28 protein-coding genes and 2 tRNA genes are annotated in these 26,246 nt (G+C 56.5%); 17 read left to right on the plus strand and 13 right to left on the minus strand.

Features of this window, described 5'->3' with window-relative positions:
• Positions 1-3 precede the first annotated feature (3 nt).
• The 4 genes from AC2FFH_RS15660 to AC2FFH_RS15675 all read left to right on the plus strand — a co-directional run bounded on the left by AC2FFH_RS15660 (position 4) and on the right by AC2FFH_RS15675 (position 1,672).
• Complete coding sequence (locus AC2FFH_RS15660) at positions 4-378, plus strand: RidA family protein (RefSeq protein ID WP_496736832.1); 375 nt, start codon at positions 4-6, stop codon at positions 376-378.
• Positions 379-457: 79 nt separating this feature from the next.
• Positions 458-841, plus strand: coding sequence for an NADH:ubiquinone oxidoreductase subunit NDUFA12 (locus AC2FFH_RS15665; protein WP_058272199.1), 384 nt, complete (start codon positions 458-460; stop codon positions 839-841).
• A 13-nt stretch (positions 842-854) separates the two neighbouring features.
• Positions 855-1,307, plus strand: a complete 453-nt coding sequence (mlaD, locus tag AC2FFH_RS15670) for an outer membrane lipid asymmetry maintenance protein MlaD (RefSeq protein WP_058272198.1) — start codon at positions 855-857, stop codon at positions 1,305-1,307.
• Positions 1,304-1,672: a DUF2155 domain-containing protein gene (locus AC2FFH_RS15675; RefSeq protein ID WP_496844759.1), complete on the plus strand. Its 369-nt coding sequence runs from the start codon at positions 1,304-1,306 to the stop codon at positions 1,670-1,672. Before mlaD ends, AC2FFH_RS15675 begins: the two co-directional genes overlap by 4 nt.
• Here AC2FFH_RS15675 and aat read toward each other — a convergent pair.
• The 4 genes from aat to AC2FFH_RS15695 all read right to left on the minus strand — a co-directional run bounded on the left by aat (position 1,627) and on the right by AC2FFH_RS15695 (position 4,845).
• A complete protein-coding gene (gene aat, locus AC2FFH_RS15680; protein ID WP_496844760.1) occupies positions 1,627-2,259 on the minus strand; it encodes a leucyl/phenylalanyl-tRNA--protein transferase in 633 nt (210 codons plus the stop codon). The two genes, AC2FFH_RS15675 and aat, sit on opposite strands and share 46 nt — an antisense overlap.
• Before the next feature lie 48 nt (positions 2,260-2,307).
• Entirely contained in the window at positions 2,308-3,657 is a 1,350-nt protein-coding gene (accC, locus tag AC2FFH_RS15685) for an acetyl-CoA carboxylase biotin carboxylase subunit (RefSeq protein ID WP_496844761.1), read from the minus strand.
• 9 nt (positions 3,658-3,666) lie between these two features.
• The gene (gene accB, locus AC2FFH_RS15690) at positions 3,667-4,158 is read right to left on the minus strand and encodes an acetyl-CoA carboxylase biotin carboxyl carrier protein (RefSeq protein WP_496736839.1); all 492 of its coding nucleotides are present in this window, start codon (positions 4,156-4,158) and stop codon (positions 3,667-3,669) included.
• 150 nt (positions 4,159-4,308) lie between these two features.
• Positions 4,309-4,845, minus strand: coding sequence for a LuxR C-terminal-related transcriptional regulator (locus AC2FFH_RS15695; protein ID WP_058272193.1), 537 nt, complete (start codon positions 4,843-4,845; stop codon positions 4,309-4,311).
• A gap of 195 nt (positions 4,846-5,040) precedes the next feature.
• Between AC2FFH_RS15695 and AC2FFH_RS15700 the strand changes: the two genes are divergently transcribed.
• The 5 genes from AC2FFH_RS15700 (at position 5,041) to AC2FFH_RS15720 (ending at position 10,954) form a co-directional block, all read left to right on the plus strand.
• A complete protein-coding gene (locus AC2FFH_RS15700) occupies positions 5,041-6,336 on the plus strand; it encodes a helix-turn-helix domain-containing protein (RefSeq protein ID WP_496740497.1) in 1,296 nt (431 codons plus the stop codon).
• A gap of 76 nt (positions 6,337-6,412) precedes the next feature.
• Positions 6,413-6,793 (plus strand): response regulator transcription factor, encoded by a 381-nt coding sequence (locus AC2FFH_RS15705; RefSeq protein ID WP_113788253.1) that lies wholly within the window; start codon positions 6,413-6,415, stop codon positions 6,791-6,793.
• Positions 6,790-7,092: a hypothetical protein gene (locus AC2FFH_RS15710; protein WP_282169166.1), complete on the plus strand. Its 303-nt coding sequence runs from the start codon at positions 6,790-6,792 to the stop codon at positions 7,090-7,092. The genes AC2FFH_RS15705 and AC2FFH_RS15710 overlap by 4 nt, the downstream gene beginning before the upstream one ends.
• Positions 7,092-9,770 carry an ATP-binding protein gene (locus AC2FFH_RS15715; RefSeq protein WP_496768233.1) on the plus strand — a complete coding sequence of 893 codons (2,679 nt, stop codon included), beginning with the start codon at positions 7,092-7,094 and terminating at the stop codon, positions 9,768-9,770. The genes AC2FFH_RS15710 and AC2FFH_RS15715 overlap by 1 nt, the downstream gene beginning before the upstream one ends.
• Before the next feature lie 77 nt (positions 9,771-9,847).
• Positions 9,848-10,954, plus strand: a complete 1,107-nt coding sequence (locus tag AC2FFH_RS15720; RefSeq protein WP_496844762.1) for a FliM/FliN family flagellar motor C-terminal domain-containing protein — start codon at positions 9,848-9,850, stop codon at positions 10,952-10,954.
• A gap of 18 nt (positions 10,955-10,972) precedes the next feature.
• Here AC2FFH_RS15720 and AC2FFH_RS15725 read toward each other — a convergent pair whose 3' ends face one another.
• Genes AC2FFH_RS15725 through AC2FFH_RS15740 form a run of 4 tightly spaced genes read right to left on the minus strand, consistent with a single transcriptional unit; the run spans position 10,973 to position 13,163 of the window.
• Complete coding sequence (locus tag AC2FFH_RS15725) at positions 10,973-11,404, minus strand: protein tyrosine phosphatase family protein (protein ID WP_108861797.1); 432 nt, start codon at positions 11,402-11,404, stop codon at positions 10,973-10,975.
• Positions 11,405-11,413: 9 nt separating this feature from the next.
• Positions 11,414-11,845: a DUF6691 family protein gene (locus AC2FFH_RS15730; protein WP_496768238.1), complete on the minus strand. Its 432-nt coding sequence runs from the start codon at positions 11,843-11,845 to the stop codon at positions 11,414-11,416.
• Positions 11,845-12,267 (minus strand): YeeE/YedE family protein, encoded by a 423-nt coding sequence (locus tag AC2FFH_RS15735; RefSeq protein WP_496768240.1) that lies wholly within the window; start codon positions 12,265-12,267, stop codon positions 11,845-11,847. Before AC2FFH_RS15735 ends, AC2FFH_RS15730 begins: the two co-directional genes overlap by 1 nt.
• 32 nt (positions 12,268-12,299) lie before the next feature.
• Positions 12,300-13,163 (minus strand): MBL fold metallo-hydrolase, encoded by an 864-nt coding sequence (locus tag AC2FFH_RS15740; protein ID WP_496768242.1) that lies wholly within the window; start codon positions 13,161-13,163, stop codon positions 12,300-12,302.
• 245 nt (positions 13,164-13,408) lie between these two features.
• On the opposite strand from AC2FFH_RS15740, the gene AC2FFH_RS15745 reads away from it, so the two are divergent.
• On the plus strand, positions 13,409-13,624 hold the full coding sequence (locus AC2FFH_RS15745) for a hypothetical protein (protein ID WP_496726068.1): 216 nt from the start codon (positions 13,409-13,411) through the stop codon (positions 13,622-13,624).
• Between the two features lie 9 nt (positions 13,625-13,633).
• On the opposite strand, the gene AC2FFH_RS15750 is transcribed toward AC2FFH_RS15745, so the two are convergent.
• The gene (locus AC2FFH_RS15750; protein WP_170565420.1) at positions 13,634-13,852 is read right to left on the minus strand and encodes a hypothetical protein; all 219 of its coding nucleotides are present in this window, start codon (positions 13,850-13,852) and stop codon (positions 13,634-13,636) included.
• A 161-nt stretch (positions 13,853-14,013) separates the two neighbouring features.
• Here AC2FFH_RS15750 and AC2FFH_RS15755 point away from each other — a divergent pair, with 161 nt between their 5' ends.
• Positions 14,014-14,280 (plus strand): DUF2312 domain-containing protein, encoded by a 267-nt coding sequence (locus tag AC2FFH_RS15755; protein ID WP_058272185.1) that lies wholly within the window; start codon positions 14,014-14,016, stop codon positions 14,278-14,280.
• A gap of 13 nt (positions 14,281-14,293) precedes the next feature.
• On the opposite strand, the gene AC2FFH_RS15760 is transcribed toward AC2FFH_RS15755, so the two are convergent.
• On the minus strand, positions 14,294-14,896 hold the full coding sequence (locus tag AC2FFH_RS15760; protein WP_496844764.1) for a hypothetical protein: 603 nt from the start codon (positions 14,894-14,896) through the stop codon (positions 14,294-14,296).
• Between the two features lie 457 nt (positions 14,897-15,353).
• On the opposite strand from AC2FFH_RS15760, the gene AC2FFH_RS15765 reads away from it, so the two are divergent.
• A tRNA-Thr gene (locus tag AC2FFH_RS15765) sits at positions 15,354-15,429 on the plus strand.
• A gap of 206 nt (positions 15,430-15,635) precedes the next feature.
• Here AC2FFH_RS15765 and AC2FFH_RS15770 read toward each other — a convergent pair.
• On the minus strand, positions 15,636-16,118 hold the full coding sequence (locus AC2FFH_RS15770) for a hypothetical protein (RefSeq protein WP_496844765.1): 483 nt from the start codon (positions 16,116-16,118) through the stop codon (positions 15,636-15,638).
• A 236-nt stretch (positions 16,119-16,354) separates the two neighbouring features.
• On the opposite strand from AC2FFH_RS15770, the gene AC2FFH_RS15775 reads away from it, so the two are divergent.
• A tRNA-Leu gene (locus AC2FFH_RS15775) sits at positions 16,355-16,440 on the plus strand.
• 8 nt (positions 16,441-16,448) lie between these two features.
• Here the strand turns inward: AC2FFH_RS15775 and AC2FFH_RS15780 are convergent.
• Complete coding sequence (locus AC2FFH_RS15780; RefSeq protein ID WP_108862396.1) at positions 16,449-16,946, minus strand: hypothetical protein; 498 nt, start codon at positions 16,944-16,946, stop codon at positions 16,449-16,451.
• Positions 16,939-17,688 carry a helix-turn-helix transcriptional regulator gene (locus AC2FFH_RS15785; RefSeq protein WP_496844767.1) on the minus strand — a complete coding sequence of 250 codons (750 nt, stop codon included), beginning with the start codon at positions 17,686-17,688 and terminating at the stop codon, positions 16,939-16,941. Before AC2FFH_RS15785 ends, AC2FFH_RS15780 begins: the two co-directional genes overlap by 8 nt.
• A 604-nt stretch (positions 17,689-18,292) precedes the next feature.
• Here AC2FFH_RS15785 and AC2FFH_RS15790 point away from each other — a divergent pair.
• From AC2FFH_RS15790 to AC2FFH_RS15805, 4 genes are all read left to right on the plus strand, one after another.
• Positions 18,293-20,485: a hypothetical protein gene (locus AC2FFH_RS15790; RefSeq protein WP_496768249.1), complete on the plus strand. Its 2,193-nt coding sequence runs from the start codon at positions 18,293-18,295 to the stop codon at positions 20,483-20,485.
• A 128-nt stretch (positions 20,486-20,613) separates the two neighbouring features.
• Positions 20,614-22,551 carry a type I secretion protein gene (locus AC2FFH_RS15795; RefSeq protein WP_496844768.1) on the plus strand — a complete coding sequence of 646 codons (1,938 nt, stop codon included), beginning with the start codon at positions 20,614-20,616 and terminating at the stop codon, positions 22,549-22,551.
• A 251-nt stretch (positions 22,552-22,802) separates the two neighbouring features.
• Entirely contained in the window at positions 22,803-24,881 is a 2,079-nt protein-coding gene (locus AC2FFH_RS15800) for a type I secretion system permease/ATPase (protein WP_496844769.1), read from the plus strand.
• A complete protein-coding gene (locus tag AC2FFH_RS15805) occupies positions 24,878-26,230 on the plus strand; it encodes an HlyD family type I secretion periplasmic adaptor subunit (protein ID WP_496768256.1) in 1,353 nt (450 codons plus the stop codon). The genes AC2FFH_RS15800 and AC2FFH_RS15805 overlap by 4 nt, the downstream gene beginning before the upstream one ends.
• Positions 26,231-26,246: the final 16 nt, after the last annotated feature.

Consider the following 26,246-nt stretch of genomic DNA (forward strand, 5'->3'; position numbering starts at 1 on the left):
AGCATGAAAATCAGGCGCATTTCATCTGGCGGAGAATTCGAGGCCAAAATCGGCTATTGTCGTGCTGTGGTTGCAAATGGTTTCGTCTTTGTCGCCGGGACTTGCGCCCAAGGTGACAACGTGCCGGAGGACATTGTAGGGCAGTGCAAGTCGTCCTTGGAGGCGATTGGAAAAGCGCTGGCCGAGGCTGGAGTCGGTTTTGCGGACGTAGTTCGGGTCAATTACTATTTGCCGGACATGAATGAGTTCGAACTTTGCTGGCCGTTGTTGGTAGAAGCTTTTGGTGACAACCCACCGGCAGCGACGGTGATCGAATGCAATCTCATAACACCCGAGGACCGCATCGAAATCGAAGTGACCGCGGCTCTGCCGCAATAGAGGGTGCGGTTTTTGTGACACTGGACCTTAGCCCGCCTTTGGTCCATATCTGCGGGTACAGAAATGCCGGAGGCAGCTGATGGGAATCCTAAACAGTCTTTTGCGGGCCGTGACCTGGTGGAACGGATCCACATTGAACACGCAGATTTACACATCGCGTAAGGGTATCAAGGTCGGTGAAGACGACGAAGGCAACGTGTTCTATCACAATGCCGACGACAGCAGACGCTGGGTTATTTTCAATGGTGAGGCCGAGGCAAGCCGAGTTGACCCCGATTGGCATGGCTGGCTGCACCGCACCTGGGATGAGCCGCCGACGGACAAACCGCTGAAACACAAATCCTGGGAAAAACCGCATCAGGAAAATCTGACAGGCTCTGCTTTGGCTTATGCACCAGCAGGTTCTTTGCGCCGCCCGGACCCGGTCGAGCGTAAGGACTACGAGGCCTGGAGCCCGGAATAACACGAGGCGAGCAATGTCGAGTTATAATGCAACCGAAGTTCTGGTCGGTGGGGTCGTCTTAGCCTGTGCCGTCGCATTTGGCGTTTACGCCAGCCAATCCACCGGCCTGTCGCAAAGCAGTGGCGGCTATGAACTGGGCGCCTCTTTCCGTTCCTTAGAAGGGGTAGGCGTCGGCACTGACGTACGCCTTGCTGGTGTCAAGATCGGCACTGTAACCGGTGTAGACCTGAATCCCGAAACCTATCGCGCCGATACCACCTTCTCGATCTCTGACGGAATTCTGGTGCCGGACGACAGCGCGATTGTCATCTCATCCGAAGGGCTGTTGGGCGGCAACTTTGTCGAGGTTATGCCGGGTGGTTCGCCTTTCTACTTTGAAGCGGGCGATCAAGTCGAAGATACGCAAGGTGCCGTCAGTCTGATTTCCCTGCTGGTCAAGTTTGTGGCCGGGGACGGAAGCGAATGAAGCGATTTGCCCTGATTGTAGCGTTGCTGGTCGCGACGGGGGCCTCGGCCCAGCAAAAAGCCCAATCCGGTCCTGGCGCAATGCTGCGTGGTCTGGACAAGGTCAGCGGTCAGACCGTCGATGTTGAAATGCGGAATGGTCAGACACTGCCGGTTTTTGGGTTGGATGTGGCCTTGGGCGATTGCCGCTATCCAGCGGACAACCCGACCGGTGATGCGTTTGCCTACCTGACGATCTGGGAAAAAGGCGGGACAGATCAACTGTTTGACGGTTGGATGATTGCCACGTCGCCCGCATTGAACGCGCTGGACCATGCGCGTTATGACGTCTGGGTGATGCGCTGTATCACTGCGTCTGGTGACTGAGGCACTGCTGCCTCGAAATCCGCACTGGCATTGATCGCCTCTTCAAGCGCGTGCCGATATTGCGTGCGCGGAATCTCGATCGCTCCCAGAGACGCCAGATGAGCGGTCAGAAACTGGGTGTCAAACAAGAGAAATCCGGTTTGGCGCAAGCGATCCACGAGATAAGCCAGCGCTATTTTCGAGGCATCCTTTCGACGGGAAAACATGCTTTCGCCGAAAAACGCCGCACCCAGCGTAACGCCATAAACGCCGCCGACCAGTGCGTCCTCATCCCAGACCTCCAGCGAATGGGCTCGGCCCGCGAGGTGGAGTTGCTGATAAAGGTGGCGCAATTCTGCATTGATCCAGGTGTCTGCCCGATCAGCGCAGCCATCGACCACTCCGGCAAAATCGCGGTTGATGCTGATAGCATAACCGGACTTTCGAATGCGGCGTGCAAGGCTGCGCGAGATATGAAAGCCATCTAGCGGAAAAACGCCACGAAACTTGGGATCGACCCAGAACAGTTCCGGGTCATCGCGGTGCTCGGCCATCGGAAAAATTCCGATGGAATAGCCGTGTAGCAATAGTTCCGGGGTCAGGCTCATGCGCGATACCTGGGGACCAGAGCGCAAGTGCCCTCTGGTCCTGTGGTTTTATTGGGCCATATTCGCCGCAAGCCAGTGTTCCAGCCAGTGAATGTTGTAATCACCGTTGTGGATTTCCGGCTCTTGCAGCAACGCATGGAACAGCGGCACGGTTGTATCGATACCGTCCACGATCAGTTCGCCCAATGCGCGATCTAGTCGTGCCAGCGCCTCGGCCCGGTCGCGGCCATGTACGATCAGCTTGGCAATCAGCGAGTCGTAATAGGGTGGAATCGAATACCCATCATACAGCGCCGAATCCATCCGCACACCCAGACCGCCGGGGGCATGAAAGGCCGAGATTCTGCCCGGGCAGGGTGAGAAGTTCGGCAGCTTTTCTGCATTGATCCGGACCTCGATGGCGTGGCCGTTGATCACAAGATCGTCCTGACCAAACGACATCGCTTCTCCTGCTGCGACGAGAATTTGTTCGCGCACCAGATCGACGCCAAAGATGCCTTCGGTCACCGGGTGTTCCACCTGCAGGCGGGTGTTCATCTCGATGAAGTAGAACTCGCCGTTCTCATACAAGAACTCGATGGTTCCGGCGCCAATATAGTTGATCTTGGCCACGGCGTCCGCGCAGACTTTACCGATCTTGGCGCGTTCTTCCGGGGTGATGCTGGGGCCGGGTGCCTCTTCAAACACCTTTTGGTGGCGGCGCTGCAGCGAGCAGTCGCGTTCGCCCAGATGCACAGCCTTGCCCTTGCCGTCACCAAAGACCTGGATCTCGATATGGCGGGGCGTGGTCAGGTATTTCTCGATATAGACTTCGTCATTGCCAAAGGCGGCTTTGCCCTCGGCGCGCGCGGTCATAAATGCGCTTTCCATCTCATCCGCGCTCATCGCGACTTTCATACCGCGACCGCCGCCGCCAGCGGTGGCTTTGATGATGACGGGATAACCAAATTCCTCGCCGATTTTCTTGGCGGTCTCCAGATCTGGCACGCCGCCGTCCGAACCCGGAACGCAAGGCACACCCAGCGCTTTCATCGTGTCCTTGGCGGTGATCTTGTCGCCCATGACGCGGATGTGTTCGGCGGTGGGGCCGATAAAGGTGATGCCGTGATCTTCGACGATCTGCACGAATTCGGCATTCTCGGACAGGAAGCCATAGCCGGGGTGGATCGCTTGTGCCCCAGTGATTTCACAAGCCGAGATGATCGCGGGCACCGACAAGTAGCTTTGCGGGCTGGGCGGAGGGCCGATGCAGACCGATTCGTCCGCCATGCGCACATGCATCGCGTCGCTATCGGCGGTGGAATGGACGGCGACCGTCTTAATCCCCATCTCGCGGGCAGCGCGGATGACCCGCAGGGCGATCTCGCCTCGGTTGGCAATCAGGATCTTGTCGAACATGGGACCGCCTTACTCAACGATGACCAGAGGGGTGCCGAATTCCACCGCATCACCGTCACCGACCAGAATGCGTTTGATGGTTCCGGATTTGGGCGCGTGAATGTGGTTCATGGTTTTCATCGCTTCGACAATCAGCAGAGTGTCGCCTTCGGACACCGATGCACCGACGCTGATGAAGGAAGGTGCGCCCGGTTCGGGCTGCATATACACGGTTCCAACCATGGGCGAAGTGACGGCACCCGGGTGGTTGGCCGGATCTTCCTGAGCAGCGGGGGCCTCGACAGGTGCAGCGGCTGCTGCGGGTGCAGCCGCAGGGGCAGATGGTACGGCCACCTGAACAGGGGCGGGCGCGACCTGCGACATGCGGCTGACGCGGACATTCAAACTGTCGTCGTCACCATATTCGCGCATGACTTCCAGTTCGGTCAGGTCATTTTCGCGCAGCAGTTCGGCCAGTGCCTTGATGAATGCCACGTCCGCTTCGTGTTTGGTATCTGTCATGAGTGTCCTCGACGGTTCCCCTTTGGCCCGTCTGTTCTCGCGGGCTTTGGTCTGATTACGCAGCGTTATAAGCTATGCGCACGGTCATGAAAAGCGCAGTCTCGGCATGTCAGATGGGGGTTTTGCCCAATATTTCGAGGGGGAAACCGATTAAAGGGGCATGCCTGAGAGTTTTGCCACAAGTTCCGGCAGTTTGCGCGCGCCGAACTTCTCTAGCAAACGGGCGCGGTAAGCCTCGATCGTGCGATAGCTCAGCCCCAGCTCGACGCCGATTTCCTTGGCGGACAGGCCACGGCAGGACATGATCGCAACTTCGCGTTCGCGGGTGGTCAGTTCGACCAGCGGGCGGTCTTCTGAGATGTCGGAAAAGCTCCAGATGCCATGGCGAAACGGGTCGTCCGGTGTCAGGGATCGCCCGCGTGCACGGCACCAGAACAAGTCCCCGTCGCGTCGGCGCATGACCCGTTCGTCGGTATAATATCCTGTGTCCTGCATCGCTTTCAGGCCGCGCTGTCCGATCCTCTCCCAGTCCGCGACCGAGGGGTAGAGGTGCAGCAGGGGCATATTGCGATACTCTGCCTCCTCGCCGCCAAAGGTGCGGGCGAATTGCAGATTGCAGCGTCGGATGATGCGGTTTTCCAACTCGACCAATCCGATGGGGGCATATTCGAAGGCTGGGTCGCTCATCTGGCTATCGTGCAAGGAATTCGGGAAAATTAGAAGAGGGTGGATGCAGATTTGGCACCGATTGCCGGGGTGGAAGGTAAGGGCCATCCGTAATCACAGCTGTGAATGCTGTAAACGGACTATGAAAATTGGCCTTTAAGCTATAGAAATTTAATGGGAGTTTTGAAAAGGCTGGAGCAAACTGGGTGATGGAACATGCGCGACACGCTGACGGGTAGCCGCATTCGCGAGCGACGCCAAATCTCAGGTCTGCGGCAGGCCGAGCTTGCGCGGCAGGTTGGGATCTCGGCGTCCTATTTGAATCTAATCGAACACAATCGCCGTCGGATCGGGGGCAAGCTGCTGGTGGATATCGCCAATGCGCTGTCTGTTGAGCCTTCGCTGCTGACCCAAGGGATTGAGGCGACGCTGATTTCGGCGCTGCGCGAGGCTGCTGCAGATGCGGTTGGACAACAGGCCGAAGTGGACGCGCTGGAAGAGTTCGCAGGTCGGTTTCCCGGGTGGGCCGGAGTTCTGGCGCAGATGCATCGCCGGGTCGTCTCGCTTGAGCGCACGGTTGAAACCCTGTCCGACCGACTGACGCATGATCCACATCTTGCCGCGTCGATGCACGAGGTGCTGTCAACGGCCGCTGCCATTCGTTCAACGGCAGGGATTCTGGCCGACACGCAGGAAATCGAGCCCGAGTGGCGCGATCGGTTTCACCGCAACCTGCACCAGGATGCTGAAAGGCTAGCTGACAGTTCCAAGTCTCTGGTGGCATATTTGGATGATTCTGAGGCGGCCGATGACCGTCGCGGTGTACCCTCGGAGGATGCTGAGGCTTTTTTTCAGGCCAACAGCCACCATTTCCCGCAGATCGAAGCCGGCGGAAGCGGTGCGGACATTGACCTGAGCGCGATTGAATCGGCAGCAGCGCGGACTGTGACCAAGGGATATCTGGATACCTACGCCGCAGATGTCAGAGCCATGCCTCTGGACGACGTGCAGAAGGCTCTGACCGAGGCCGAGCCTGATCCGCTGGCTCTGGCGGCACGGTTTTCAGTAGATATCCCGACAGTCCTGCGGCGGCTGGCGACATTGCCCGAAGGATATCTAGGGCGGCCGACCGGGTTGGTGGTCTGTGACGCGTCGGGCAGTATCCTGTTCAGCAAATCCGTGCCTGGCTTCGCCATGCCCCGCTTTGGCGAAGCCTGCCCGTTCTGGCCCATCTTTCAGGCTCTGAACAGACCATTGGTTCCGATCCGCAAACGCGTTGTGCAATTGGGGCGAACGGCGGCCGAGTTCGACTGCTATGCCTACGCGTGGCCGCAGGCGGTTTCAGGATATGACGATGCGCCCGCCTATCATTCAGTCATGCTTGTCCGAGCGGTGGAAGAGGGGGCTCCGAGCGCGCAATCCGTGACCCGGGTCGGCCCAAGCTGCCGGGTTTGCCCGAATGACGCCTGTGCATCGCGCCGAGAGCCGTCGATTTTGAGCGAAGGTTTTTGACAGTTTCCTGACAGAAGGCTTAAGCTGACGCCGACAGGTTCACGGACAGAACCTGTCATGGGGAGGAATGGAACATATGAGCCGTAAGGTTCTGTTAATTGAGGATGAGCCCAACATCGCTGAGGCCATTCGATTTTTGCTGACCCGCGAGGGATGGCACGTTGAAACGCACGCAGAAGGGTCGGATGCGATAGAAGTCATTCAGGGCGCAAACCCTGATCTGGTCATTCTGGACGTTATGCTGCCCGGCAAAAGCGGGATGGAGATTTTGCGCAACCTGCGCGAGCTTGAGGGCATGCAGCATTTGCCCGTTTTGATGCTGACAGCGCGCGGGCAATCGCGCGACCGGGAAATGGCTGAAAATGCCGGGGTCAGCCGCTTTATGACCAAACCGTTTTCCAACGCCGAAGTGCTGACAGCGGTGCGAGACCTGCACGCGCAGGCAACGCGGTCATGAACTCGGGCGAAGATCGCAAACCCCAAGGGGTCCGGCCTTCGCTATTTCTCGAGCGTCAAAGTTATCGCCGCCGCAGGTTGATGGATGCCGCGCGTCTTTTGCCCATTCTGGGGGCGGCTCTTGTTGCCATTCCGCTGCTCTGGCCAAGCCAAGGCTCATCTGATGATGGTGTGCCGCTGTCTTCAGCAGTTCTGTATATCTTCACGTGCTGGGCTTTGCTGATCATAATCAGTCTGATCTTTGGATTTGCAGCCAGACGAATGGTTGTAAGTGACGATGCCGAGGCAGAGTCGGATTGATGGCCACACTAAACGTTCTGATCCTGGTTTGCCTCGGCTATGTCGTTCTGTTGTTCGGGGTGGCTTTTGCCGCTGACCGGATGGCGGCCGCTGGCCGAGGGGCGTGGTTGCGGTCTCCGCTGATTTATACCTTGTCGCTGTCGATTTATTGCACGGCTTGGACCTTTTACGGCGCGGTCGGAAATGCTGCGCGGTCCGGGTTGGAATTTGTTACGATCTACCTTGGGCCAACGCTGGTGATGCTCAGCTGGTGGTGGGGTCTGCGCAAGCTCGTTCGGGTCGGACGCACCCAGCGGGTAACATCCATCGCAGACTTGATTTCCTCGCGATACGGAAAATCCAACACGCTGGCCATTTGCGTGACCATTCTGGCCGTTTTGGGTGGAACGCCGTACATCGCGTTGCAGCTGCAATCCATTACACTGTCTTTTTCCATCTTTGCAGAGGCTGATCCCTCGGGCCTCTACCGAGAAGGTTCCAGTGTGTTTTGGGTAGCTGCGGGCCTGGCGGTATTTGCTATCCTATTTGGCACTCGAAATCTGGACGCGAATGAGCGTCACCACGGCGTGGTCACCGCCATTGCGTTGGAATCGGTCGTCAAACTGTTCGCCTTGCTTGCGGTTGGTGTCTTCGTGGTTTGGGGGGTTGCGGGTGGGATCGGCCCGATGATGGATCGCATCGATGCCTCGGAAATCGGGCAATGGAATGTGGATGCCGGACGCTGGACGACCTTCATCTTCCTCTCGGCTGCCGCTTTCATCTGTTTACCGCGGATGTTTCAGGTGATGGTCGTTGAAAATGCGGATGAGGGGCATCTGAGAACCGCTGCTTGGGCTTTCCCGTTATATCTGCTGTTGATGAGCCTGTTTGTCGTGCCCATCGCCGTCGTGGGGCTGGATTTGATGCCCGAAGGCTCGAACCCTGACCTGTTCGTGCTGACGGTGCCCTTGTCGCAGGGGAACGACTGGCTGGCGATGCTGTCGTTTATCGGCGGGTTTTCCTCGGCCACGTCTATGGTCATCGTGACGGCAATGGCGTTGTCGACCATGGTGTCGAACCATCTGGTCATGCCGATCTGGCTAAGCACGCAAGGGGGGGCGGGTTCGGTCTCGGGTGATGTGCGCAACGTGGTGCTGATGGCGCGGCGCGTGTCCATCGCGGTCATCATGGCGCTGGGTTACTATTACTACCGCTTGTCGGGCGGTGGGGCTGCACTGGCGTCGATCGGGCTGGTGGCCTTCGCGGGCATTTCCCAGATCTTGCCAGCGCTGGTAGGAGGGTTGTTCTGGCGCGGGGCCACGCGAACCGGGGCGTTGGTGGGGCTGACGGTTGGTTTTGTGCTGTGGATTTACACCTTGTTACTACCGGGGATGGGCGGGGCAATAATGCCCGACTCGGTGTTGCAGAACGGTCCCTTCGGGTGGGGCTGGCTGCGCCCAAGGGCCCTTTTCGGGATCGAAGGAATGGACCCCATGGTCCACTCGGTCATGTGGTCGTTGGCATTGAATACGGCTGCGTTCTGCGCCGCGTCATTGTTGAGCTTTCCCAGCCCGTTGGAGCGTCTTCAGGGCGCGCAGTTCGTCAATGTTTTTGACCACTCGGTCTCACCTGCTGGTTGGACCGGGTCGGTTGCGCAAAGCGAAGACCTGATGATCATGACACAGCGCATTCTGGGCTCTGGCCCGGCGCAGGAGTTCTTTCAGCACGAGGCCGAAGCACAGGGTGGACGGACAAGCTTGCCGGAACCCACGCCGGGTTTTTTGGAAAGACTGGAACGTGAACTCAGCGGCTCGGTCGGCGCGGCCACGGCCCATGCGATGATCGGGCAGATTGTCGGTGGATCGTCCGTTTCGGTTGAGGACTTGCTTGCGGTGGCTGACGAGTCGGCGGAACTGTTGGAGTATTCCAGCCAGCTTGAGGCCAAATCCGCCGAGCTCAGCCGTACCGCGCGCCAATTGCGGGAGGCGAATACCAAGCTGACACAGATCTCGGAACAAAAAGACGGGTTCCTTAGTCAGGTCAGCCATGAACTTCGGACGCCGATGACCTCAATCCGAGCCTTTTCCGAGATCATGCGCGATACGGACGGTCTGAGTGCCGAAGAGCAAACGCGCTATGCCGCGATTATCCACGATGAGGCGCTACGACTGACTCGCCTGCTGGACGATTTGCTGGACCTGAGCGTTCTGGAAAGTGGTCGTGTGAGCCTGAATATGGGTGGGGATACCCTTGGTTCGATCCTGGATCGGGCGGTCTCAAGCGCATTGGCGGGGTCACATCCAAAACTCAGGATTCGCCGCTCGCGACCGTCCGAGCGTATTCCGTTGAACACTGATCTTGATCGGTTGGGGCAGGTCTTTATCAATCTGATTTCGAACGCGCAGAAATATTGCGACGCGGATGAACCCGTTCTGACCATTTCGGCCCATGATGTCGGGGGGCAGCTCGTCATTGATTTCACCGATAACGGCAGTGGCATCCCACCCGAAGCGCAATCGATGGTGTTCGAAAAGTTTGCCCGTGTCGGTGGGGACAAGGCGGGTGGCGCTGGTTTGGGGCTGGCGATCTGTCGCGAGATCATGCAGCGTCTGGGCGGCGAGATCAGTTATCTTCCTGGGCAGGGCGGTGCGGCCTTTCGCGTCCGCCTTCCGCTGGCGCACCGGCAAGCTGCGCAATGATACGAGCATAAAGACATTGGTAACCCGCCTCGGGTTAGACCGGATACCAGGTTCAGAAACTCAAATCGGTATCGGGCATGACGCAGTCTGTCAGCACAGCTTTGGCGCGCAAACTTTCCGCAGGACAAGAGGAACAAGGCGAAAAGCCGCGTTCCGTTCTTCGTGCCCTGCGACTGGCCTTTGCGCGAACGGCAGGGGATCGGTTCCAGCTGCCGTTATCCGTGATCGGGGCAAAGCAGTCTCTCAAAGCTCAGGACACGCTGGCTGAGGAGGTTGATGCGAACTGGATGCTGCTGCGCCTTGGCAACGCGGACGGGATGTCCGCGGCGATTTGCGTGGATATGGGGGTCGTGTCAGCGATCGTGCAAGTGCAGACAATTGGTGAAGTTATGCCGAACCCGCCAACGGCACGGGAGTACACAGATACGGATGCCGCATTGGTGGCGCCGCTGGTCGAAGACGCTTTGGCCAGGGCTGTCGCGCTGGTCGATACAGCCGCCGATCAATCCAGTCTTGCCGGTTATGAATTCCGGGCGCGGTTGGCAGATCTGCGCTCTTTGTCGCTGGCCATGGTCGAAGACGCATATCGCGTGTTTGACTTGACGGTAGAACTTGGCGGTGGGTTGCGACAGGGGCAGATCACAGTTCTGTTGCCCGATACACCGACAGAGCAGGGGGCCGATGATGAAATTCAAGTTGCTGCCGGCCCGAAGCTTGAGCAAGCGTCGGGGGTTGTCCGGGCCGAATTGAATACGGTGATCGGCAGGATGTCAGTGCCATTGGCAACCCTGTCCGGGCTGTCAGTTGGGGACGTTCTACCGTTGACCGGATCACGGCTGGACCGCGCGGAAATCCTGACAATTGGTCGAACGCGGGCTGCAATTGGACGTTTGGGGCAATGCGGTGGGATGCGCGCAGTACGGTTGAACGAATGTGCTTCGGCTGCGGCGCTGGAGCAAGCTGAAATGCCCGAGTTTCTGGAGGCACGAAGCAGCACGCCAGTGCCGGACACTCTGAAAGATCCGATGCCAATCGATCCCGCACATGAGGTCGTGCCGATAGATGAAGTGGCATTAAACGAATTGGATAGCGATCTGGGCTTAGGCAGCCCGGATCAGATGGCGGCCGAGATTTCGCAACTGGCAGGTCTGACGGGATTGGACGACATTCCCGACCCAACCTAACCTGAGTGACAAACGTCCTTAGCCGTCAGAACCGCGCATATGCTCCAGCGCGGGGCGCAGGTTGTCCAGCATATATCCGGCTTTGGTTGTGGCCTCGAGGATCTCGTCCGCGCTCATGTGGTCGCACTGACCTAAAGCCCAAACCACTGAGCAGCGCGTGCCCGACGCGCAATAGGCTAAGACGGGGCCAGAGCAGCTTTCAGCCAATTCTCGTTGCAGGGCGACATTGCCAGGCGTCATGGTTTGGTGGGTCAGTTCCAGAACCTCATATTCCATCCCGGCCGCCCGGACAGCCTGTCCGATTGCATCCGACTGCATGGTTGGTGGAACTTCCGTATTCGGACGGTTGCAGATGACCTTAACGAAACCTGCTGCGGCGATGGCTGGGACGTCCTCGACCGTGATTTGGGGCGAGACGGCATAGCGGGGGGTTATTGGTCGAATCTCCATGGCAATTGCTTAGGCCGCGTTTGCGGATCTGTCCAGTTGCGCACCAAGTCCGGGCGCCGCAAACATTCCCGTGATCATCGCAGCCAGAAACACAGCGCCGCCAAGGCCGCCATAGGTGATGGACGCGATAGCGGGTCCGGGACACAGCCCGGACAAGCCCCAGCCCATACCAAACATCACGGAACCGATAATCAGGCGGCGGTCCAGCTCGGGCGGGCTCATCTTAGGAAACTGACCACCGGTCAGCGGTCTGCGGTGGGCAGTCATTCTCCAGGCGATGAGCATCGGCAGGATCGCGCCGCCCATCACAAATGCCAGAGTGGGATCCCAGTTTCCAAACACATCCAGCCACCCCTGAACCTTGGTGGTATCGGTCATGCCCGAAATCAAAAGGCCGGCACCAAACAGAGATCCGGCCAGCATCGATATGAGAACCCGCATCAAATCAGTCCCCATACATGGCGCATCAGGGCAATTGTTGCCCCACCTGCGCCGATATAGATCAACGTCGCGATGATGCCCCTGACAGAGAATCGAGAGATACCGCATACCCCGTGCCCCGAGGTGCATCCATTGGCAATGCGCGTTCCTGCGCCAACCAAAAGGCCGGCGATGACGATCACTGTGAAATTGTCGGTCAGATGGGTCATGGGCGTAGAAGAGAGCAGGGGGCTCAAAATAAGCGGCGTCGCGATGACGCCTGCGATGAAGCTTAGGCGTTCTAACGTGCGGTCACTGCCATCAACCAGCCCGCCAAGAATCCCACTGGCGCCCATGATGCGCCCATTGCCCAGAAGGTAGACTGCAGCGCCCAGCCCGATCAGCAAGCCACCGGCAAGCCCCCAAATCCATTCAATGTACATTCGCTATCCTCAGTTCGCCCGATGGGTCTGCGTCACAACTTGTTGATCGGCACCTTCAGGAACACGTCGCCCTGTTCATCCGCAGGCGGCATCTGCCCGGCCCGCATGTTAACCTGCAAAGACGGCAGGATCAGGCGAGGCATGGGCAGGGTTGCGTCGCGGGCATCGCGCATCTCGACAAATTCCTCGATTGATTTGCCTTGGCCGATATGGACGTTCAGGGCTTTTTGCTCTCCGACTGTTGTCTCCCAGGCAAATTCATCACGCCCCGGAGCTTTGTAGTCATGGCCGACAAAGATTCGTGTCTCATCCGGTAGTGCCAGGATCTTCTGGATCGACTCGAACAGCATTTCCGAAGACCCGCCGGGAAAATCGCACCGCGCGGTGCCGAAATCCGGCATGAACAGCGTGTCACCGACAAAAGCCGCGTCTCCGATCACATATGTCATGCAGGCGGGCGTATGGCCGGGCGTGTGGAAAACATCGCCACGCATCTGCCCAACATGGAAGCTGTCGCCATCGCGGAACAAAGCATCAAACTGACTGCCGTCGCGCTGAAACTCGGTCCCTTCGTTGAAGATTTTCCCGAAAGTTTCCTGGATCGTCACGATCTGTTCACCGATACCGATCTTTCCGCCCAGTTCCTGTTGCAGATAGGGTGCCGCCGAAAGGTGGTCGGCATGCACATGGCTTTCCAGAATCCACTCGACCCTTAGCTCATTGTCGCGAACATAAGCGACGATCTGATCCGCCGAGTCGGTCTTCGTTCGGCCCGAGGCGTGATCGAAGTCCAGAACGCTGTCGACGATTGCGCAGGCCGTCCCCTCGGGTTCTTGTACGAGGTACGAGACCGTATTGGTGTCAGGGTCGAAAAACGCTTTCACAATTGGTGTCATTTGGCTCTCCGTCAGCGCGCAACTCATCATATATGTTTTTCAGAATATGATGCAACCGGCAATCTTTGATTTGATGCGTGTCAAGGCAAGTTAATCCAATTCCGATTAGAATTTAATCATTCTGCCTTAGGTTGCCGATACCGGGTGGGCGACAGGCAGTTTTCCGCGCGTTTGTTCGCCAGGATAACCAGGTCTTAAAACCGTTACCTATATCGGCGACAGTGATAGAAATTGGGAGGAATAAAATGTCTGCAAAAAGTTTGTATTCCGAAGCCGAACACCTGGAGCAAAAGCTGCAGAATGCCTGTTTTGAGACCCGGCTTGCGCTTCAGCCCAGTGTAACCAAAGTGATTGATCGGATGCGTCAGGAAGGCATGCACGTGCCATCGCGCCTGCGACACCTGGATGCGGCTTTGTGCGAAGATGTCATCGAGGCGCAGTTCGACAATATGCCGGTCTGAGGCGAAGTGTCAGCTGAACGAGATTCCCAAGATCACCAGCATCAGGCCAATCACCGAAAGAAAAAGCGACGCCAGATTCCACGGCAGGACGCCTTGAACAGCGGCGCGCAATTCATCGTCCGACAGGCCGGATTTGCGCGCTTTCATCACACGCAGGATACACCAAACCAGACCCAGCAGGCCTGCAAGTGACAGGGCGGCACCGCCCCAGGTGATGATTTCGAACATGGTTCCCCACATTTTTCCGCAAATCCTGGTTGCGCTTAGCGGATCGACCGACCGCGCACAAGCCCATCGAGGATTGGATGCTTGCAGCTCACGCGGCGGCAATGTATCCGGCTAACTGCCGTTGCTAATGCATCAGATCGCAGCCTTTTGGAGAGATAAATATGGAAGACGTGACCGAAGATCAGGCCGCCGCCAACTACCGTGTGACAGCGGGCGAGCTGCGTCAGTTCGTGGAGCGGATTGAACGCCTGGATGCCGAAAAAAAGGATCTGGCGGAACAACAGAAAGAGGTCATGGCCGAAGCCAAAGCCCGCGGTTACGACACAAAAGTGATGCGCAAGGTCATCGCGCTGCGCAAACGCGACAAGGACGATATCGCCGAAGAAGAGGCGGTACTCGAAATGTATAAGGAAGCGTTGGGCATGTGAGCCGCGCCTGGGGTCAGGGTTTCAGAACCTTCACCCCGGCCATCGTTTCCAACCTGGTCAGATCCTGCTCGTACAGTTCGGAAAATGCGTCGATGATCTCATCGCTCCAGCCGGGCAGGTCCAGCTCTTCTTCCATTTTGTCCGGTTGAGCATGGTTCGCCAGAATGTCTGCAAGAACGTCACGGGTCTCAGCCTGTGAAAGCGTCGAAACCTGGTCCAGAATCGCCTGCGCTTGTGATTGACCTTCTTCGGTCAGCAAAGAGATCAGCAGGTCATATTCATCCTTGATCGCAACGTCCGCAGCAAGCCCGCCGACGCTGCGCACAACGTCCCCCCACAGAAGCGGAATGTCCTCATTGCACCACAGGGTAATCTGCACCCCGGGGGCAAAGTCGTGAACATCTTCGATCATCTCAACCCAGCTGAGGTGACTAAGATCATTGTTGCGGATCACGTCCTCGCGCGCCTGTTCCGGTAAAGACATCAGGTATTTCGGGATAAAACTGCCGGGGTTCCTGAGCGCCAGAAACAATTCTAACTGACAATCGCTAAAGGCCTCTTCCAGAACAGACACTCGTTTGCCCGCGAAGGGATAGAATTGCCCGTCCGCGAGCACCGAATCTTTCTCACCAATGAAACCCTCACTGGAAAAAATGGCTCGCGCTACCTCTGGTTGGATCGGCAGATTGCTCCGGATGCGTTCAATCTCATCTGGCAACGGCGGTCGTGTATTTAGTGCTTGGAATGCCGGTTTGAATACTTGCCGGTAACGACGAGGGCCAAAATAAGAAACTCTATTTTGGGCCAGAGCGGCTCCATTGGTTTGCAACGATCTGAGCAGCCGCCCTTCATCGGTAAAAGCTGCGCCTGCGTGGATAGCAACCTGCATGATTGGTTCTTGTCCTTGCATTCCTGAACCTGCCTGTCGAGTTACAGGCTGTGCTGGGGACAGTCAAATATTGCCCCCCACCTAAAGGTGATCGGTCACGTCACAAGGAAAATTCAAAATCCCTAAGTTTGGATGAAAATTGAGGCTTGCAGTCCGTCAAAAGAGAAAGTAATCGACACCCAGCGCCCCTATAGCTCAGCTGGTAGAGCAACTGATTTGTAATCAGTAGGTCCGCGGTTCGAGTCCGTGTGGGGGCACCACTAACTCTCCAATATCTAAGATGCAGTAAGGTACCGGAATGACTGCACGAACAGATCGATTCTGTCTCTGTCAGATTGGGGCGCTATCTGCGCGCTTGCTCTAGCTGCTATTTGGTGGCTGATTGGGCGATATCAAAATTCTGCTTCGAATGGTGCACGACTCACTTTTCCGCTGCAGCTGGCAGCGATCCCTCGGCCCCCGATATTTAGGTTAATCCGATAGTGATGCCAAAGATGTATAGGCTAGAGGGCTCGGTAATCTTTTGCATGAACTCAACCCAGTCCTCACTATACATTCGTTCGAATTGAACGGGGTAGGCCCAAACCAGATTGTGGAACGTGAAAGTTGTCAACAAGACCCCAACTGTGTTGGCACTTGCGAACTCTTTTTGCTTGTCCCTGAGAAACATCGAAATGACCATACCCGCCAGACTGGCCATCGCGATGCCGATAAAGTCCTGCGTGTTCACTTTGCCTGCTTCTGGCACGCCCACCATTTGAAACTGAATGAAACGGGTCAGAAAAACCACCATGGAGCCAAGCGTAAATGCGCCCAAGAATGCCCCTGGATAGGCGAGGCGTTTCCAGATGTTATCGGTTTTGGGTCTGGGATTTTTCCGGGCTGTTTCTTCCGTGCGTTTATTGATTTGGGCGATACGATCCTCAAAGGACTTTTGCTCGGTGCTCACGACTTAACTCAATTGCTTTTCTGCTCTGCAGCATAGTTTAACTCCAAGTGGAGGTTAAGCAAACGTCATGCAACCCAAGAGAATGTGATTGAAGTGCCGCGGCGATGGACGGGCAGGGGAAATGCGGGGGATACCGCGACGTTTTGATGCCGAATTTTCCCAGGTGAAACGCATTGAATTCGTGATCTGATGGCCTTACTGAGTTCCTGAGGTCCAACAGAGGCTTGGCACGCTGAGCGGGCGTGATGGAATGGTAGACATATCAGACTTAAAATCTGAAGGGCGTATGCCCGTGTGGGTTCGAGTCCCACCGCCCGCACCAGCGCATTGCTAAGCTGGAAACCCAAGATCGTTGATCAGTTTCCACATTTCCCGGTTCGCCACTGAAAGTTGGTCGACCACCTTTTCGATTTCTTTCATCGCACCTTCGTCAACCGTATCCTGGCGGCCCAGTTTGATGTCCGTCTTCCGGTCCGCAATACGCATCAGGATTGTCTTCGGATTGCCGCTGTCTGGGTCGAAGGAATAGATGCAATGGTTGTATCTGTTCCGAATTCCCGAAAGCTTGCTGAGACGTTTCGTGTGCTCAAGGATTGGGTCACGGATATCTGGCGGGCGGCCCTCCATCTTGGCCAGCCGCTCGACCAGATCAATTCTGGCGCGGGTCGTGTTCAGCGTCAGAAAGATAATGACCGAGGTATCCTTGTTGGTGCGGGTCAACCCGGCGATTAGGTGAATCAACAGGCTTTCCGTGTTGGTCCACATGTAGTTCAACTTGCCGACCAGCAGGATCAGGCGGTCAAATCGGGCTTCGAAATCGTCAGTCAACCGGCAGTTCTCGCGCTTCGTCCGGCGCAACCTCGAAATAGAATTGCGCGGCTGCAGTCCGGTTGCTGACACCGATCTTACCCGCCACGTTGTGCATATGAAGTTTGACCGTGTGTTCGGTGATGCCCAGGTTCGATGCGATGATCTTGTTGCTTTGACCTTTCGACACCAGTTTCAGCACCTGCTTTTCTCGGCGTGTCAGCTTGGAGTATGTCGGGTGGAGGTCGCTGGGCTTTGAAGTCGCTGCTGGCGCACCATTCGACGGCGTAGGTGAATGTGCCACGCAATCCGCAAGGAAACATGGCAGGTACAGTTCTTCATGCAACAGCAGGCGCAAAATAGATCGCCATACATCTGGCGCGACGTTCATCGGAAGGTATCCGATGTCGCCGAATTTGCTGCGATCCCACTTTTCGAATGCAAGCCGGGCAGATTCTTCCTTGCGGTAAGCAAAGGCCAAGCTGCCTGATCCCGCGACTTCCATATAGGCCTGCGGTCGGTTCAACAGGTCGTCCAGCATCATCTGGTCGACGACGACGACCTTTCCGGCCCCAACGTCCGAGCCGCTGGGCGCAGACAGCGCGTCAATTGTTTCGATCCGGCGCGTGATCACGCCAAATTCGGATCGGACACCATGGATCGTTTGATTTGAATAGAAGAGTTCTTTGCCGACGAAATTGATCGAGAATTCTTCGGGATTGTAATCGTTTTGAACAGCATCTTCCTGAATCGGAATGCCCATTGCCACGCCCCCTTTTAATTAACCCACGCCGCGAAAAATAACGGCGAAATTGTAACCAGTACTGGTAGAACAGAATTAAAGTAACTTACGCTATTGGCGCACGACTATAGCTGAAAGTACAAGTTTTATCAATGATGTGCGCCGTTCCGAAAATTCAGTTCTAATGCTTTCGTTTAGGTCGGCAGTACTTCCTCTCGCGTAAGTGGTGGAAAACAATGGGTTTCCCAAATTGTGAGATTTGACCCGCGCGATTGGCCATTGCTGCGACTGCTATTCGATCACACGAGCATTACAGTAATGAAATCAAGGCCCTGGGCGTTCTAGTCCTTTAAGGTAGCTATTCACGACGCGCTCTGCCTGTAACCATGATCCCGCTTCTATTCTGAAGCCTTAATTCCTGATGTGTCCGCGAATCGCGCATTTCCGCGAGCTACTTCCGCAGACACGGCGTCGGCTAAGCCGAGAAAGGAGGGTGGGTAAAATTCACTGAACGAAACCGCACACGCGCGTTTTGCGCATGAGTGCGGCTCTTATTATTCAACTGCGCCAGTAACCGTTTTAGAGATGAGTGACGGTCAGCGCGCTTCATAAGTGGAGAACTATTATGAGTAGACGCAACCAACCGTACAACGACATTACTGCAATCGGTGAAGTTGAGGTCGAAGAGGCCCATGTTGATATCGATGCCGATATTACAGTCGAAGAAGCTCAGATTGACGCAAATCTAAATGAGCAAGAGCAAACCAACGACAACAGCGTCGACAACGAACAGAACCAGCAACAACAGCAAAAGAACAAGGTCGAAAACGAACAGGGTCAGGATCAGGATCAGGGTCAAGACCAGGATCAAACACAGTCGCAATCAAATGAAAACGGTGGTGACGACAGCAACGACAACTCGAACAGCAATGCTGTGAACATTGACTTTGGTGGTGGCGAGTGGATCCCGCGTGATGACGATCAAGTCGACCTGGATCTGGGCGACAACGCCAGCATGGGTGACGTAATAATTGCTGGTCGCGATCTTGACTATGATCCCGGCGACGACATGAACCTCAACATTTCGTTGGATGGCGAAGGAAACGATATGTCTTTTGTCAGCAATCAGTTGGCAAGCCTTGAAGACAATGACGACCTCGACAACGCTGAGGTCGGAAACTACGGCGACTTCCAGCAGAATGGCGATGCCAATGGCGGTGAAGCCAACGCTAAGGAAGGTATCGGTTCCGCAGCAAATGGCGCGAGCTCCGGCATGGGCGGCGACAGCCGCGGTGGCGACGGCTATGGTGGCAAAACCATCGGTAGCGATGCGTACGGCGAAGGCGGTCAGACCGGCAACGCAGATGCAGACGCAGAAGGCGGTTATGGTGGCCATACTGGCGATGCCGACAATGAAAACACCGGTAAAGCGCGTTCGAATTCAGAAGCGGATGGTGAAAGCGGCGGTGGCGATGGTGGCGAAGCGGGTAGCGACTCGAACGCTGACAACTCGACCGACGCTGACAACGATGCAGACAATGCAGGCGGTGACGGTGGTTATGTAGACTCTTACGCAGAGGGAGTTGGGACTGCTGATGCCGACAGCGACTCGAATGCACAAGCCGATGGTGGTGACAACGAGTCCGCGTCCAAAGCCAAAGGCTACGGCGAAACCGACAACGATGGTGACGCCTCCGGAGCAGATGGTGGCGATGGTGACGCAGATGCAGACGGCTCTGCTGACAACGCCAGCGACAACAACACCGACGCCAGTGACAATGATGCGGGTGATAATACTGCTGACGGTACAGGCAGTGGTGAATCCGACAACGATACCTCGGCGGCCGGCGGTGACGGAGAAGGCGGCTTCTCGCGTCTCGTAGAAGAAGCCATTGCGCGCCTCCAACAGGAAATCTCGGAAAGCGGAAGAGGCGACGCAGATGCCGACACCGGTAATTCCCAAGCGGATTCTGGTAGCGGTTCGTCGACAGCCGGTGATGGCAACGGTGGTGATGGCAATGCTGGAGACGCCGCTGCAGATGTCGATGGCCAGGGTGTAGGCGATCAATCCGCTTCTGGCCCGGATGTCGACCAGACCTCGGGCGACGTTGCTGGTGCTGCCGATAACGCTACTGATGCGGATGCAGATGGTGGCGACGGTGGAACCAATACAGCTAGCGGTGCCGGCGATGGAACTGGCACCGGTAGCTCAGCAGCTGACGGTGATGGTGGTGCAGGTGGAACAGGCTCTTCGGCGGCTGATGCTGACGCTGATGGCGCCGGTACAGCACAATCTGACGCGGTTGGCGGCGGTGGTGGTGCAGGTGCACTCGACTCCGTGTTCGAAGCCGATGGTTCGGCAGACAGCTTGGCTGAAGCAATCGCCGGGTACGGCGGCGCGTCGGCATCCGATAATGACTCGGATTCGTCCGCTATGAACGAAGCCACGGGTACTGCTACTAGCGGTGCTGGCGGTGCAGGCGGTGCCGGAACGGCAACGGGCGGCTCAAGCGGCCAGGCCACTGTCGACGTTATGTCCGGGGATTCCATGGGTGGTGACAGCATGGGCGGTAGCTCGGCCGGCGCATACTCGGGCGACGGCGGAGCTGGCGGAAACGCAGGAACCTGGGGCTCTAACAACGGTGGCGACGGTATCATCAACGGCGAGTCGTATGCATCTGCAGCCGCAGTTGTCGATACTTCGGCCTTCAACCAGTCGATCGTCATGGGTGCCAATGTTCTTGGCAACTCGGTCGACACCACGATGGTTGGCGGTGCGATGAATTCGAGCTTCGCAAGCGACGACACCGACGTGTAAGTCGCAGTCAGGGCCCGAATTATCGGGCCCCGACCTTCTGACGAAACCGCCGAGGCCGCGACAAGTGGCCTCGGCACAACAAACCCAAAGCGGAAATTTTAGGCCGGGGCGGGGAAAAGGAAACCGATATGTCTCTCGACAGTATTACAGAAACGATAGCGCATTTTATTGGAACCTTTGAGCTTACGATTGAACAGGCCCGGCTGAGAGATCAGTACGAAGAATTCACGGCGCTTCGGCGCAAAGTCGAACTGGATGAACTTGACGATCCGATATCCATACGGATCGCTACTGAATTAGATCTCCCACCAGGAGAATATGATCCACTCCCTTATAAACTTCTGCCTCCTCCTGCCGATCTTCCTTTGCCGCCCGTGCCTGATGGGGCGCTTGCGTTGTCAGAGATATATGTCGGTCCCAGCTTCGGACCCGATCCCTATATTCCGGATGTTCAGTTGGGGACGGCGCAGACAGCAGTATTAATTCTGGATCCACAAGTCCCACCACTCATCATCGGCTCGGCCGTGACCTACACGTTCCAGGCGATTGTCCTGAACGACAACGATGTCATCGGTCACGGCGATTTTCGCGATATCGAAATCCAGATTGCGCAAGGCGAGCAGATGCTGGATGTCGCGTTGTCGATGCACGCAATTGCAACGCCATCTCTGAACATTGAAGACTATAAGTCGCTGGAATACCTCGAAAGTCTGGCTGAACAGATGCAGTCGCCGATGATATCTCAAATCGAAGGCGTGACCATTCACCAGTTCCACGGCGAGGACGCGCTGGGCGTTATTGTGAATGGCGAAATGGTCGAAGAAATTCCGGATTGGGACGATCTTCTGCCCGCGCATCACCAGACAGAAGACGAGGAAGAAGACGATACGCCAGACATGACCCCGGACGAATGGGATCGCTCGGATGATGATGAGTTCGGCGAGGGCCATACGGTTATCGCGGGCGGAAACCTTGCGGTCAACGAGGTTAACATCACTGTGGCCTGGGTCGACGCGCCCGTCATCGCAGTGGGCGGCAAGTCCGTTAACCTGACAGTGATCAGTCAGGTGGCGGTGGTGTCCGACATCGATCAGGGTGAACCCGGTGTTCAAAGTGACACCAATGTGGTTCAGGCGTCATTTATCGGGACCGAAGCCAGCGAACAGTGGTGGCAGGACGACAATGTAGCAGAGCCGGGTGCGGATCCGATTGTCTCGGTCACGTGGATACAAGGCGATTTGTGGGTCACGAACTTCATCAAGCAGGTGATCGACGCCACAGATATCGACAAGATCAACACGGAAGTCACGGCTTCGACCAGCCTGTTCACATTGGGTGACAACATTCTGACCAATGTTACAAACATCGTTGAACTGGGCAATTTCTACGATCTGATCATGATCGGTGGAAACATGATTTCGGTCGATATGCTGCACCAGACCATCGCGCTGTTGGACGATGACGTCTATGGCGCCGGCAAGCCGGAAGAGGGTGACGACAATCTGGTTATGAACCAGGCCAATCTGACGACGACCGGCGAGGACACGGTGGAAGAATTGGACATGGCCCATGCCGAGGCTATGCCGTTGCAGCAGATTGATCGCGAGGCCTTTGAAGACGCTTTGACATCCAATCCGGACTACGCCGGCATGGAGTTGCTTCGCGTACTGAAGATCGACGGCGATCTTTTGCAGGTCAATTCGGTCGAACAGGTCACATTGTTGCAGGATCAAGACGATATTTCGCTTGAAGCAGCAGCTGCTGTTGATGCCGCGGTCAACGGAGCCGGAAACGCCCTGTTGAATGCAGCCAACATCACCAAGACTGGTGTCGACTCAACCATTATGGCAGCGGGCGGCGAATATTCGGACCTGCTGTTGCATCAGGCAGCACTGATTGACATCCCCGAAGTGCCAGACGCTTCGGAGTTGGCCAATGAAGTCATTGCCATAATAATGGAAGAGACGGCTGGGATTGGCGAAAACGCTATCGCACAGGCACAATCGAACCTTACGCCTTCTGAAAATGCTAGCAACGATGATGCGATGCAAACGATGCTGGCGTGAAATTTCTACCTGATTTGGTCAATTCGTGTTAGCGTAATGACTGTATTTGTTACGAGTGTTCCGAAAGTTATAAAATGTCGATTGTATTTTCGTCGCGTCGTTCTTCTGATGCCAGCCCGCTTGATATTGAGGGCGTTGGCACGCCCACGCAGCCGCATGGCAGCGATAAATCCCTACCAAAAGCAGCTAAGACGCCAAGTTTGCGTTTGAACAAAGAAATGCGTGTACCAGATCCAGAGGACAGTCCCAAGATGACTGCGAAAAAGGACGATGCGGTTGCCGCAAAAGCTGTGAAGCCCAAAAAGCAGGCGACCAAAACCAGGTCGGAACCACCAACTCGTGCCGCGGCTTCGCCCCGGCGCGAACAGTCGCAGCCCGATCAAGATCAGAATGCCCAGGGCCGCGACGCTGGGGTGGCCGAAGAAGCCCAAAGCCCCGATCCTAACACCGCCACAGAAACGACTGCGCGGGTGACCCCCCAAACGCGCTCGAAGGGCGGTGAACACTTAGGTGCCACTATCGAGGCCAAGGCGAACGAGCCGATGCAACTCCGACAAACGGGCGGAGGTGACGGCAACGGGCCACCCCAGACATTCCACAAACGCACGCCGCCAGAGGATTTCCAAAATACTCTGCGCACCTCTCTAAAGGCGATCTGGCGCAATCTGGCATTTGTCCTGGTTCTGACCTGCGCGACCAACATCCTTATCCTTGCGATCCCGATCTACCTGTTTCAAATCAGTGACCGGGTGCTGACCAGCCGGTCTTTGGATACGCTGATCATGCTGACCGCCATTGTTGCAGGGGCTGTGATCTTTCAGGCGGCATTTGACGCGGTGCGCCGTTTTATTCTGATGCGTACAGCGGTCGAGGTTGCCGCGCGATTGGGCGCGCCCGTTCTAAGTGCGGCAGCACATGCGTCGCTGCACGGCAACGGCCGGGAATACCAGACGCTGGGCGATCTTCAGCAAGTGCGCGGATTTCTGGTGTCAGGCACATTGATCTCATTTCTCGACGTCCCCTTTGCGCCGCTGTTCATCTTGATGATCTTCCTGGTGCATCCGCAGCTGGGATCAATCGTTATCGTAACCGCGCTGTTGCTGATGATTATCGCGGTGATTAACCAGAAAATGACTGCCAAGCCATTTGCCGAGGCGAACAGATCCCAATCAATGGCGAACCTGCACCTCGACTCGATGGCGCGTAACAGCCAGATCATCAACGCTCTGGCGATGATCCCCGAGGCGGTGCGCATCTGGGGTCGCGACACGGCACAATCTCTGACATGGCAAGTACGGGCGCAGGACAGGAACGTGATCTTCGCGGCCATCTCGCGTGCGATACGCCTGCTGACACAAATTGCCATTCTGGGCTGGGGCGCTTATCTGGCGCTGCAGGGCGAGATCACTGGCGGTATGGTCATCGCCGCTTCGATCATCGCCGGGCGCGCATTTGCACCTATCGAAGGGTCGATCGAAGGCTGGAATGCATTCCTGCTGACACGTGCCGCTTTTGGGCGCATCAAGAACCTTTTGTCCAATTCGGCCCTGCAATTTGAAAAGTTGCGCCTGCCGCGTCCCGAGGGGCGCATGGATGTGGAGCGCCTTCTTTATGTTCCGGGTGGCACCAAACGTGTTGTCCTGAACGGCATCAGTTTTTCGCTTAATCCCGGCGAAACACTTGCCGTTATCGGCAATTCTGGGGCGGGAAAAACCACGTTGGGCAAAACGCTGGTTGGGTCGATCCTGCCGACCTCCGGCAGTGTTCGTCTGGATCTGATGGATATCCGCAACTGGGACCCACGTCAGTTTGGTGAGAGCATCGGTTATTTGCCGCAGGATGTTCAGCTGTTCCCCGGTACGATCAAAGACAATATCGGCCGGATGCGTGCCGACGCGACAGATGAGCAAATCCACGACGCCGCTGTTCTGGCTGATGTGCACAACATGATTGCCACGTTGCCACAAGGGTATGAAACTGTGGTTGCGGCAGATGGCTCACCGCTGTCGGGCGGGCAAAAGCAGCGTATCGCACTGGCCCGCGCTTTCTTTGGCAATCCGCGCATGGTGGTTCTGGACGAGCCGAACTCGAACCTAGACGTTGCCGGTGATCAGGCGCTGTCGCGGGCGATTGAACAGGCCAAGGAAAGCAAGATTACCGTCGTGGTGATCACCCAGAAACCGACGCTGTTGAGCGTTGTCGACAAAATTATGCTGCTGACAGATGGTCGTGTGGCGCTGTTTGGTCACCGTGAACAGGTGCTGCAACAGTTGAACGCCTCGCGTGGGAACAAACCAGGTATTCAGTCGCAGCAGGGGGGGCCAAAATGAACGAAGTTGTACCCGTAAACAATGACCCCAAGGATCCAGCAGTTTGGTATGCCGAGGTGCCGCGGTCGATCCACCGCTTTGTTACCATCGGTGTGATCTTGCTGGTTGTCTGCTTTGGCGGGTTTGGCATCTGGTCCTTTAGTGCGCCATTGGCCGCGGCGGTCATTGCGCAGGGCAGCTTTGTTGCCACAGGTCGCAATAAGATTGTTCAGCACCTCGAAGGTGGGATCATCGAAGATATCAAAGTCATCGAGGGTCAAGCCGTTATCAAAGGGCAAGTTCTTATGACCCTCGACCAGACTTCGGCCGAGTCAAACGAACGCGAACTGTTCATCCGCAAAATTCGCCTGCAAGCCATGTCCCAGCGCTTGTCCGCTGAAAACAATGAGCGCGATCGGCTTGAGTTCTCGCCGGAACTGATTGAAGCGTCGAACGATGTCGAGGTGATGGCGATCCTTGACGGGCAAAAAATAAGCTTTGATGTATCCCGTAAGACGTTGCTAAACGACATCGCTTTGCTGGAACGCAACATGGAAGCGTTGAAAATTCGCTCAAGCGGGTTCGAGGCGCAGTTGGAAAGTATGGTTCGGCGTTCGGAAATTTTGCAGGAAGAGTTCGAAACCAAACAAGCACTGTTCAAAAAAGGGTTGGTGCGTAAGGGCGACATCAACACGATCCGCCGCGTGCAGGCCGAGGCCGAGGGCCAACTGGCGCGGTTGACGGCTGAAACGGCTGAAATCAACCAGATGCTTCTGAAATACGAAGAACAGATTTCCCGCACGCGATCAGCCTATCGCGAGGCTGCGTTGGATGAATTGAGCGTGATTGCGGCTGATCTGGAAAGTGTGCGCGAAAAATCCCGGCAGGCCCGAAGCGTTCTGGACCGTGCGGTTGTGCGCGCCCCGGTTACGGGAACCGTAGTGCGATTGCACTATCATACGGCTGGCGGTGTTATCGAAACTGGTGAGCCTATCGCGGAAATCCTGCCTTCGGATGCCCCCCTGATTATCGAGGCGCAGATCCCCCGAACGGAAATCGACAGCGTCGTGATGGGGCAGCAAGCAACGGTTCGACTGGTCGGGCTTAACCAGCGTACCACTCCTGTGCTGAGCGGCGAGGTCTACTATGTCTCGGCGGACGCGCTGGTGGAAGATTCTGGAGGAATTCCGCAAGAGGTTTATCTGGCGCGCATTTCGCTGGAACCCGATGAGATGGACCGCGTGCGTGGATTTGTTCCCACACCCGGAATGCCCGCCGAGATCATGATCCAGACCGAGGAACGCACCTTTGCGGCCTATATTGCAAAGCCTGTGACAGACAGTATGTCGCGCGCCTTCCGCGAGCACTGATCGCTCTATAGACCTG

It is taken from the genome of Ruegeria sp. YTSC003, from assembly GCF_059609785.1.

What these genes read in the sequence shown, in the direction of transcription:
- AC2FFH_RS15660 (WP_496736832.1), top strand. Translation starts at nt 4, where the DNA reads ATGAAAATCAGGCGCATTTCATCTGGCGGAGAATTCGAGGCCAAAATC.
- AC2FFH_RS15665 (WP_058272199.1), top strand. Translation starts at nt 458, where the DNA reads ATGGGAATCCTAAACAGTCTTTTGCGGGCCGTGACCTGGTGGAACGGA.
- mlaD (WP_058272198.1), top strand. Translation starts at nt 855, where the DNA reads ATGTCGAGTTATAATGCAACCGAAGTTCTGGTCGGTGGGGTCGTCTTA.
- AC2FFH_RS15675 (WP_496844759.1), top strand. Translation starts at nt 1,304, where the DNA reads ATGAAGCGATTTGCCCTGATTGTAGCGTTGCTGGTCGCGACGGGGGCC.
- aat (WP_496844760.1), bottom strand. Translation starts at nt 2,259, where the DNA reads ATGAGCCTGACCCCGGAACTATTGCTACACGGCTATTCCATCGGAATT.
- accC (WP_496844761.1), bottom strand. Translation starts at nt 3,657, where the DNA reads ATGTTCGACAAGATCCTGATTGCCAACCGAGGCGAGATCGCCCTGCGG.
- accB (WP_496736839.1), bottom strand. Translation starts at nt 4,158, where the DNA reads ATGACAGATACCAAACACGAAGCGGACGTGGCATTCATCAAGGCACTG.
- AC2FFH_RS15695 (WP_058272193.1), bottom strand. Translation starts at nt 4,845, where the DNA reads ATGAGCGACCCAGCCTTCGAATATGCCCCCATCGGATTGGTCGAGTTG.
- AC2FFH_RS15700 (WP_496740497.1), top strand. Translation starts at nt 5,041, where the DNA reads ATGCGCGACACGCTGACGGGTAGCCGCATTCGCGAGCGACGCCAAATC.
- AC2FFH_RS15705 (WP_113788253.1), top strand. Translation starts at nt 6,413, where the DNA reads ATGAGCCGTAAGGTTCTGTTAATTGAGGATGAGCCCAACATCGCTGAG.
- AC2FFH_RS15710 (WP_282169166.1), top strand. Translation starts at nt 6,790, where the DNA reads ATGAACTCGGGCGAAGATCGCAAACCCCAAGGGGTCCGGCCTTCGCTA.
- AC2FFH_RS15715 (WP_496768233.1), top strand. Translation starts at nt 7,092, where the DNA reads ATGGCCACACTAAACGTTCTGATCCTGGTTTGCCTCGGCTATGTCGTT.
- AC2FFH_RS15720 (WP_496844762.1), top strand. Translation starts at nt 9,848, where the DNA reads ATGACGCAGTCTGTCAGCACAGCTTTGGCGCGCAAACTTTCCGCAGGA.
- AC2FFH_RS15725 (WP_108861797.1), bottom strand. Translation starts at nt 11,404, where the DNA reads ATGGAGATTCGACCAATAACCCCCCGCTATGCCGTCTCGCCCCAAATC.
- AC2FFH_RS15730 (WP_496768238.1), bottom strand. Translation starts at nt 11,845, where the DNA reads ATGCGGGTTCTCATATCGATGCTGGCCGGATCTCTGTTTGGTGCCGGC.
- AC2FFH_RS15735 (WP_496768240.1), bottom strand. Translation starts at nt 12,267, where the DNA reads ATGTACATTGAATGGATTTGGGGGCTTGCCGGTGGCTTGCTGATCGGG.
- AC2FFH_RS15740 (WP_496768242.1), bottom strand. Translation starts at nt 13,163, where the DNA reads ATGACACCAATTGTGAAAGCGTTTTTCGACCCTGACACCAATACGGTC.
- AC2FFH_RS15745 (WP_496726068.1), top strand. Translation starts at nt 13,409, where the DNA reads ATGTCTGCAAAAAGTTTGTATTCCGAAGCCGAACACCTGGAGCAAAAG.
- AC2FFH_RS15750 (WP_170565420.1), bottom strand. Translation starts at nt 13,852, where the DNA reads ATGTTCGAAATCATCACCTGGGGCGGTGCCGCCCTGTCACTTGCAGGC.
- AC2FFH_RS15755 (WP_058272185.1), top strand. Translation starts at nt 14,014, where the DNA reads ATGGAAGACGTGACCGAAGATCAGGCCGCCGCCAACTACCGTGTGACA.
- AC2FFH_RS15785 (WP_496844767.1), bottom strand. Translation starts at nt 17,688, where the DNA reads ATGGGCATTCCGATTCAGGAAGATGCTGTTCAAAACGATTACAATCCC.
- AC2FFH_RS15790 (WP_496768249.1), top strand. Translation starts at nt 18,293, where the DNA reads ATGAGTAGACGCAACCAACCGTACAACGACATTACTGCAATCGGTGAA.
- AC2FFH_RS15795 (WP_496844768.1), top strand. Translation starts at nt 20,614, where the DNA reads ATGTCTCTCGACAGTATTACAGAAACGATAGCGCATTTTATTGGAACC.
- AC2FFH_RS15800 (WP_496844769.1), top strand. Translation starts at nt 22,803, where the DNA reads ATGACTGCGAAAAAGGACGATGCGGTTGCCGCAAAAGCTGTGAAGCCC.
- AC2FFH_RS15805 (WP_496768256.1), top strand. Translation starts at nt 24,878, where the DNA reads ATGAACGAAGTTGTACCCGTAAACAATGACCCCAAGGATCCAGCAGTT.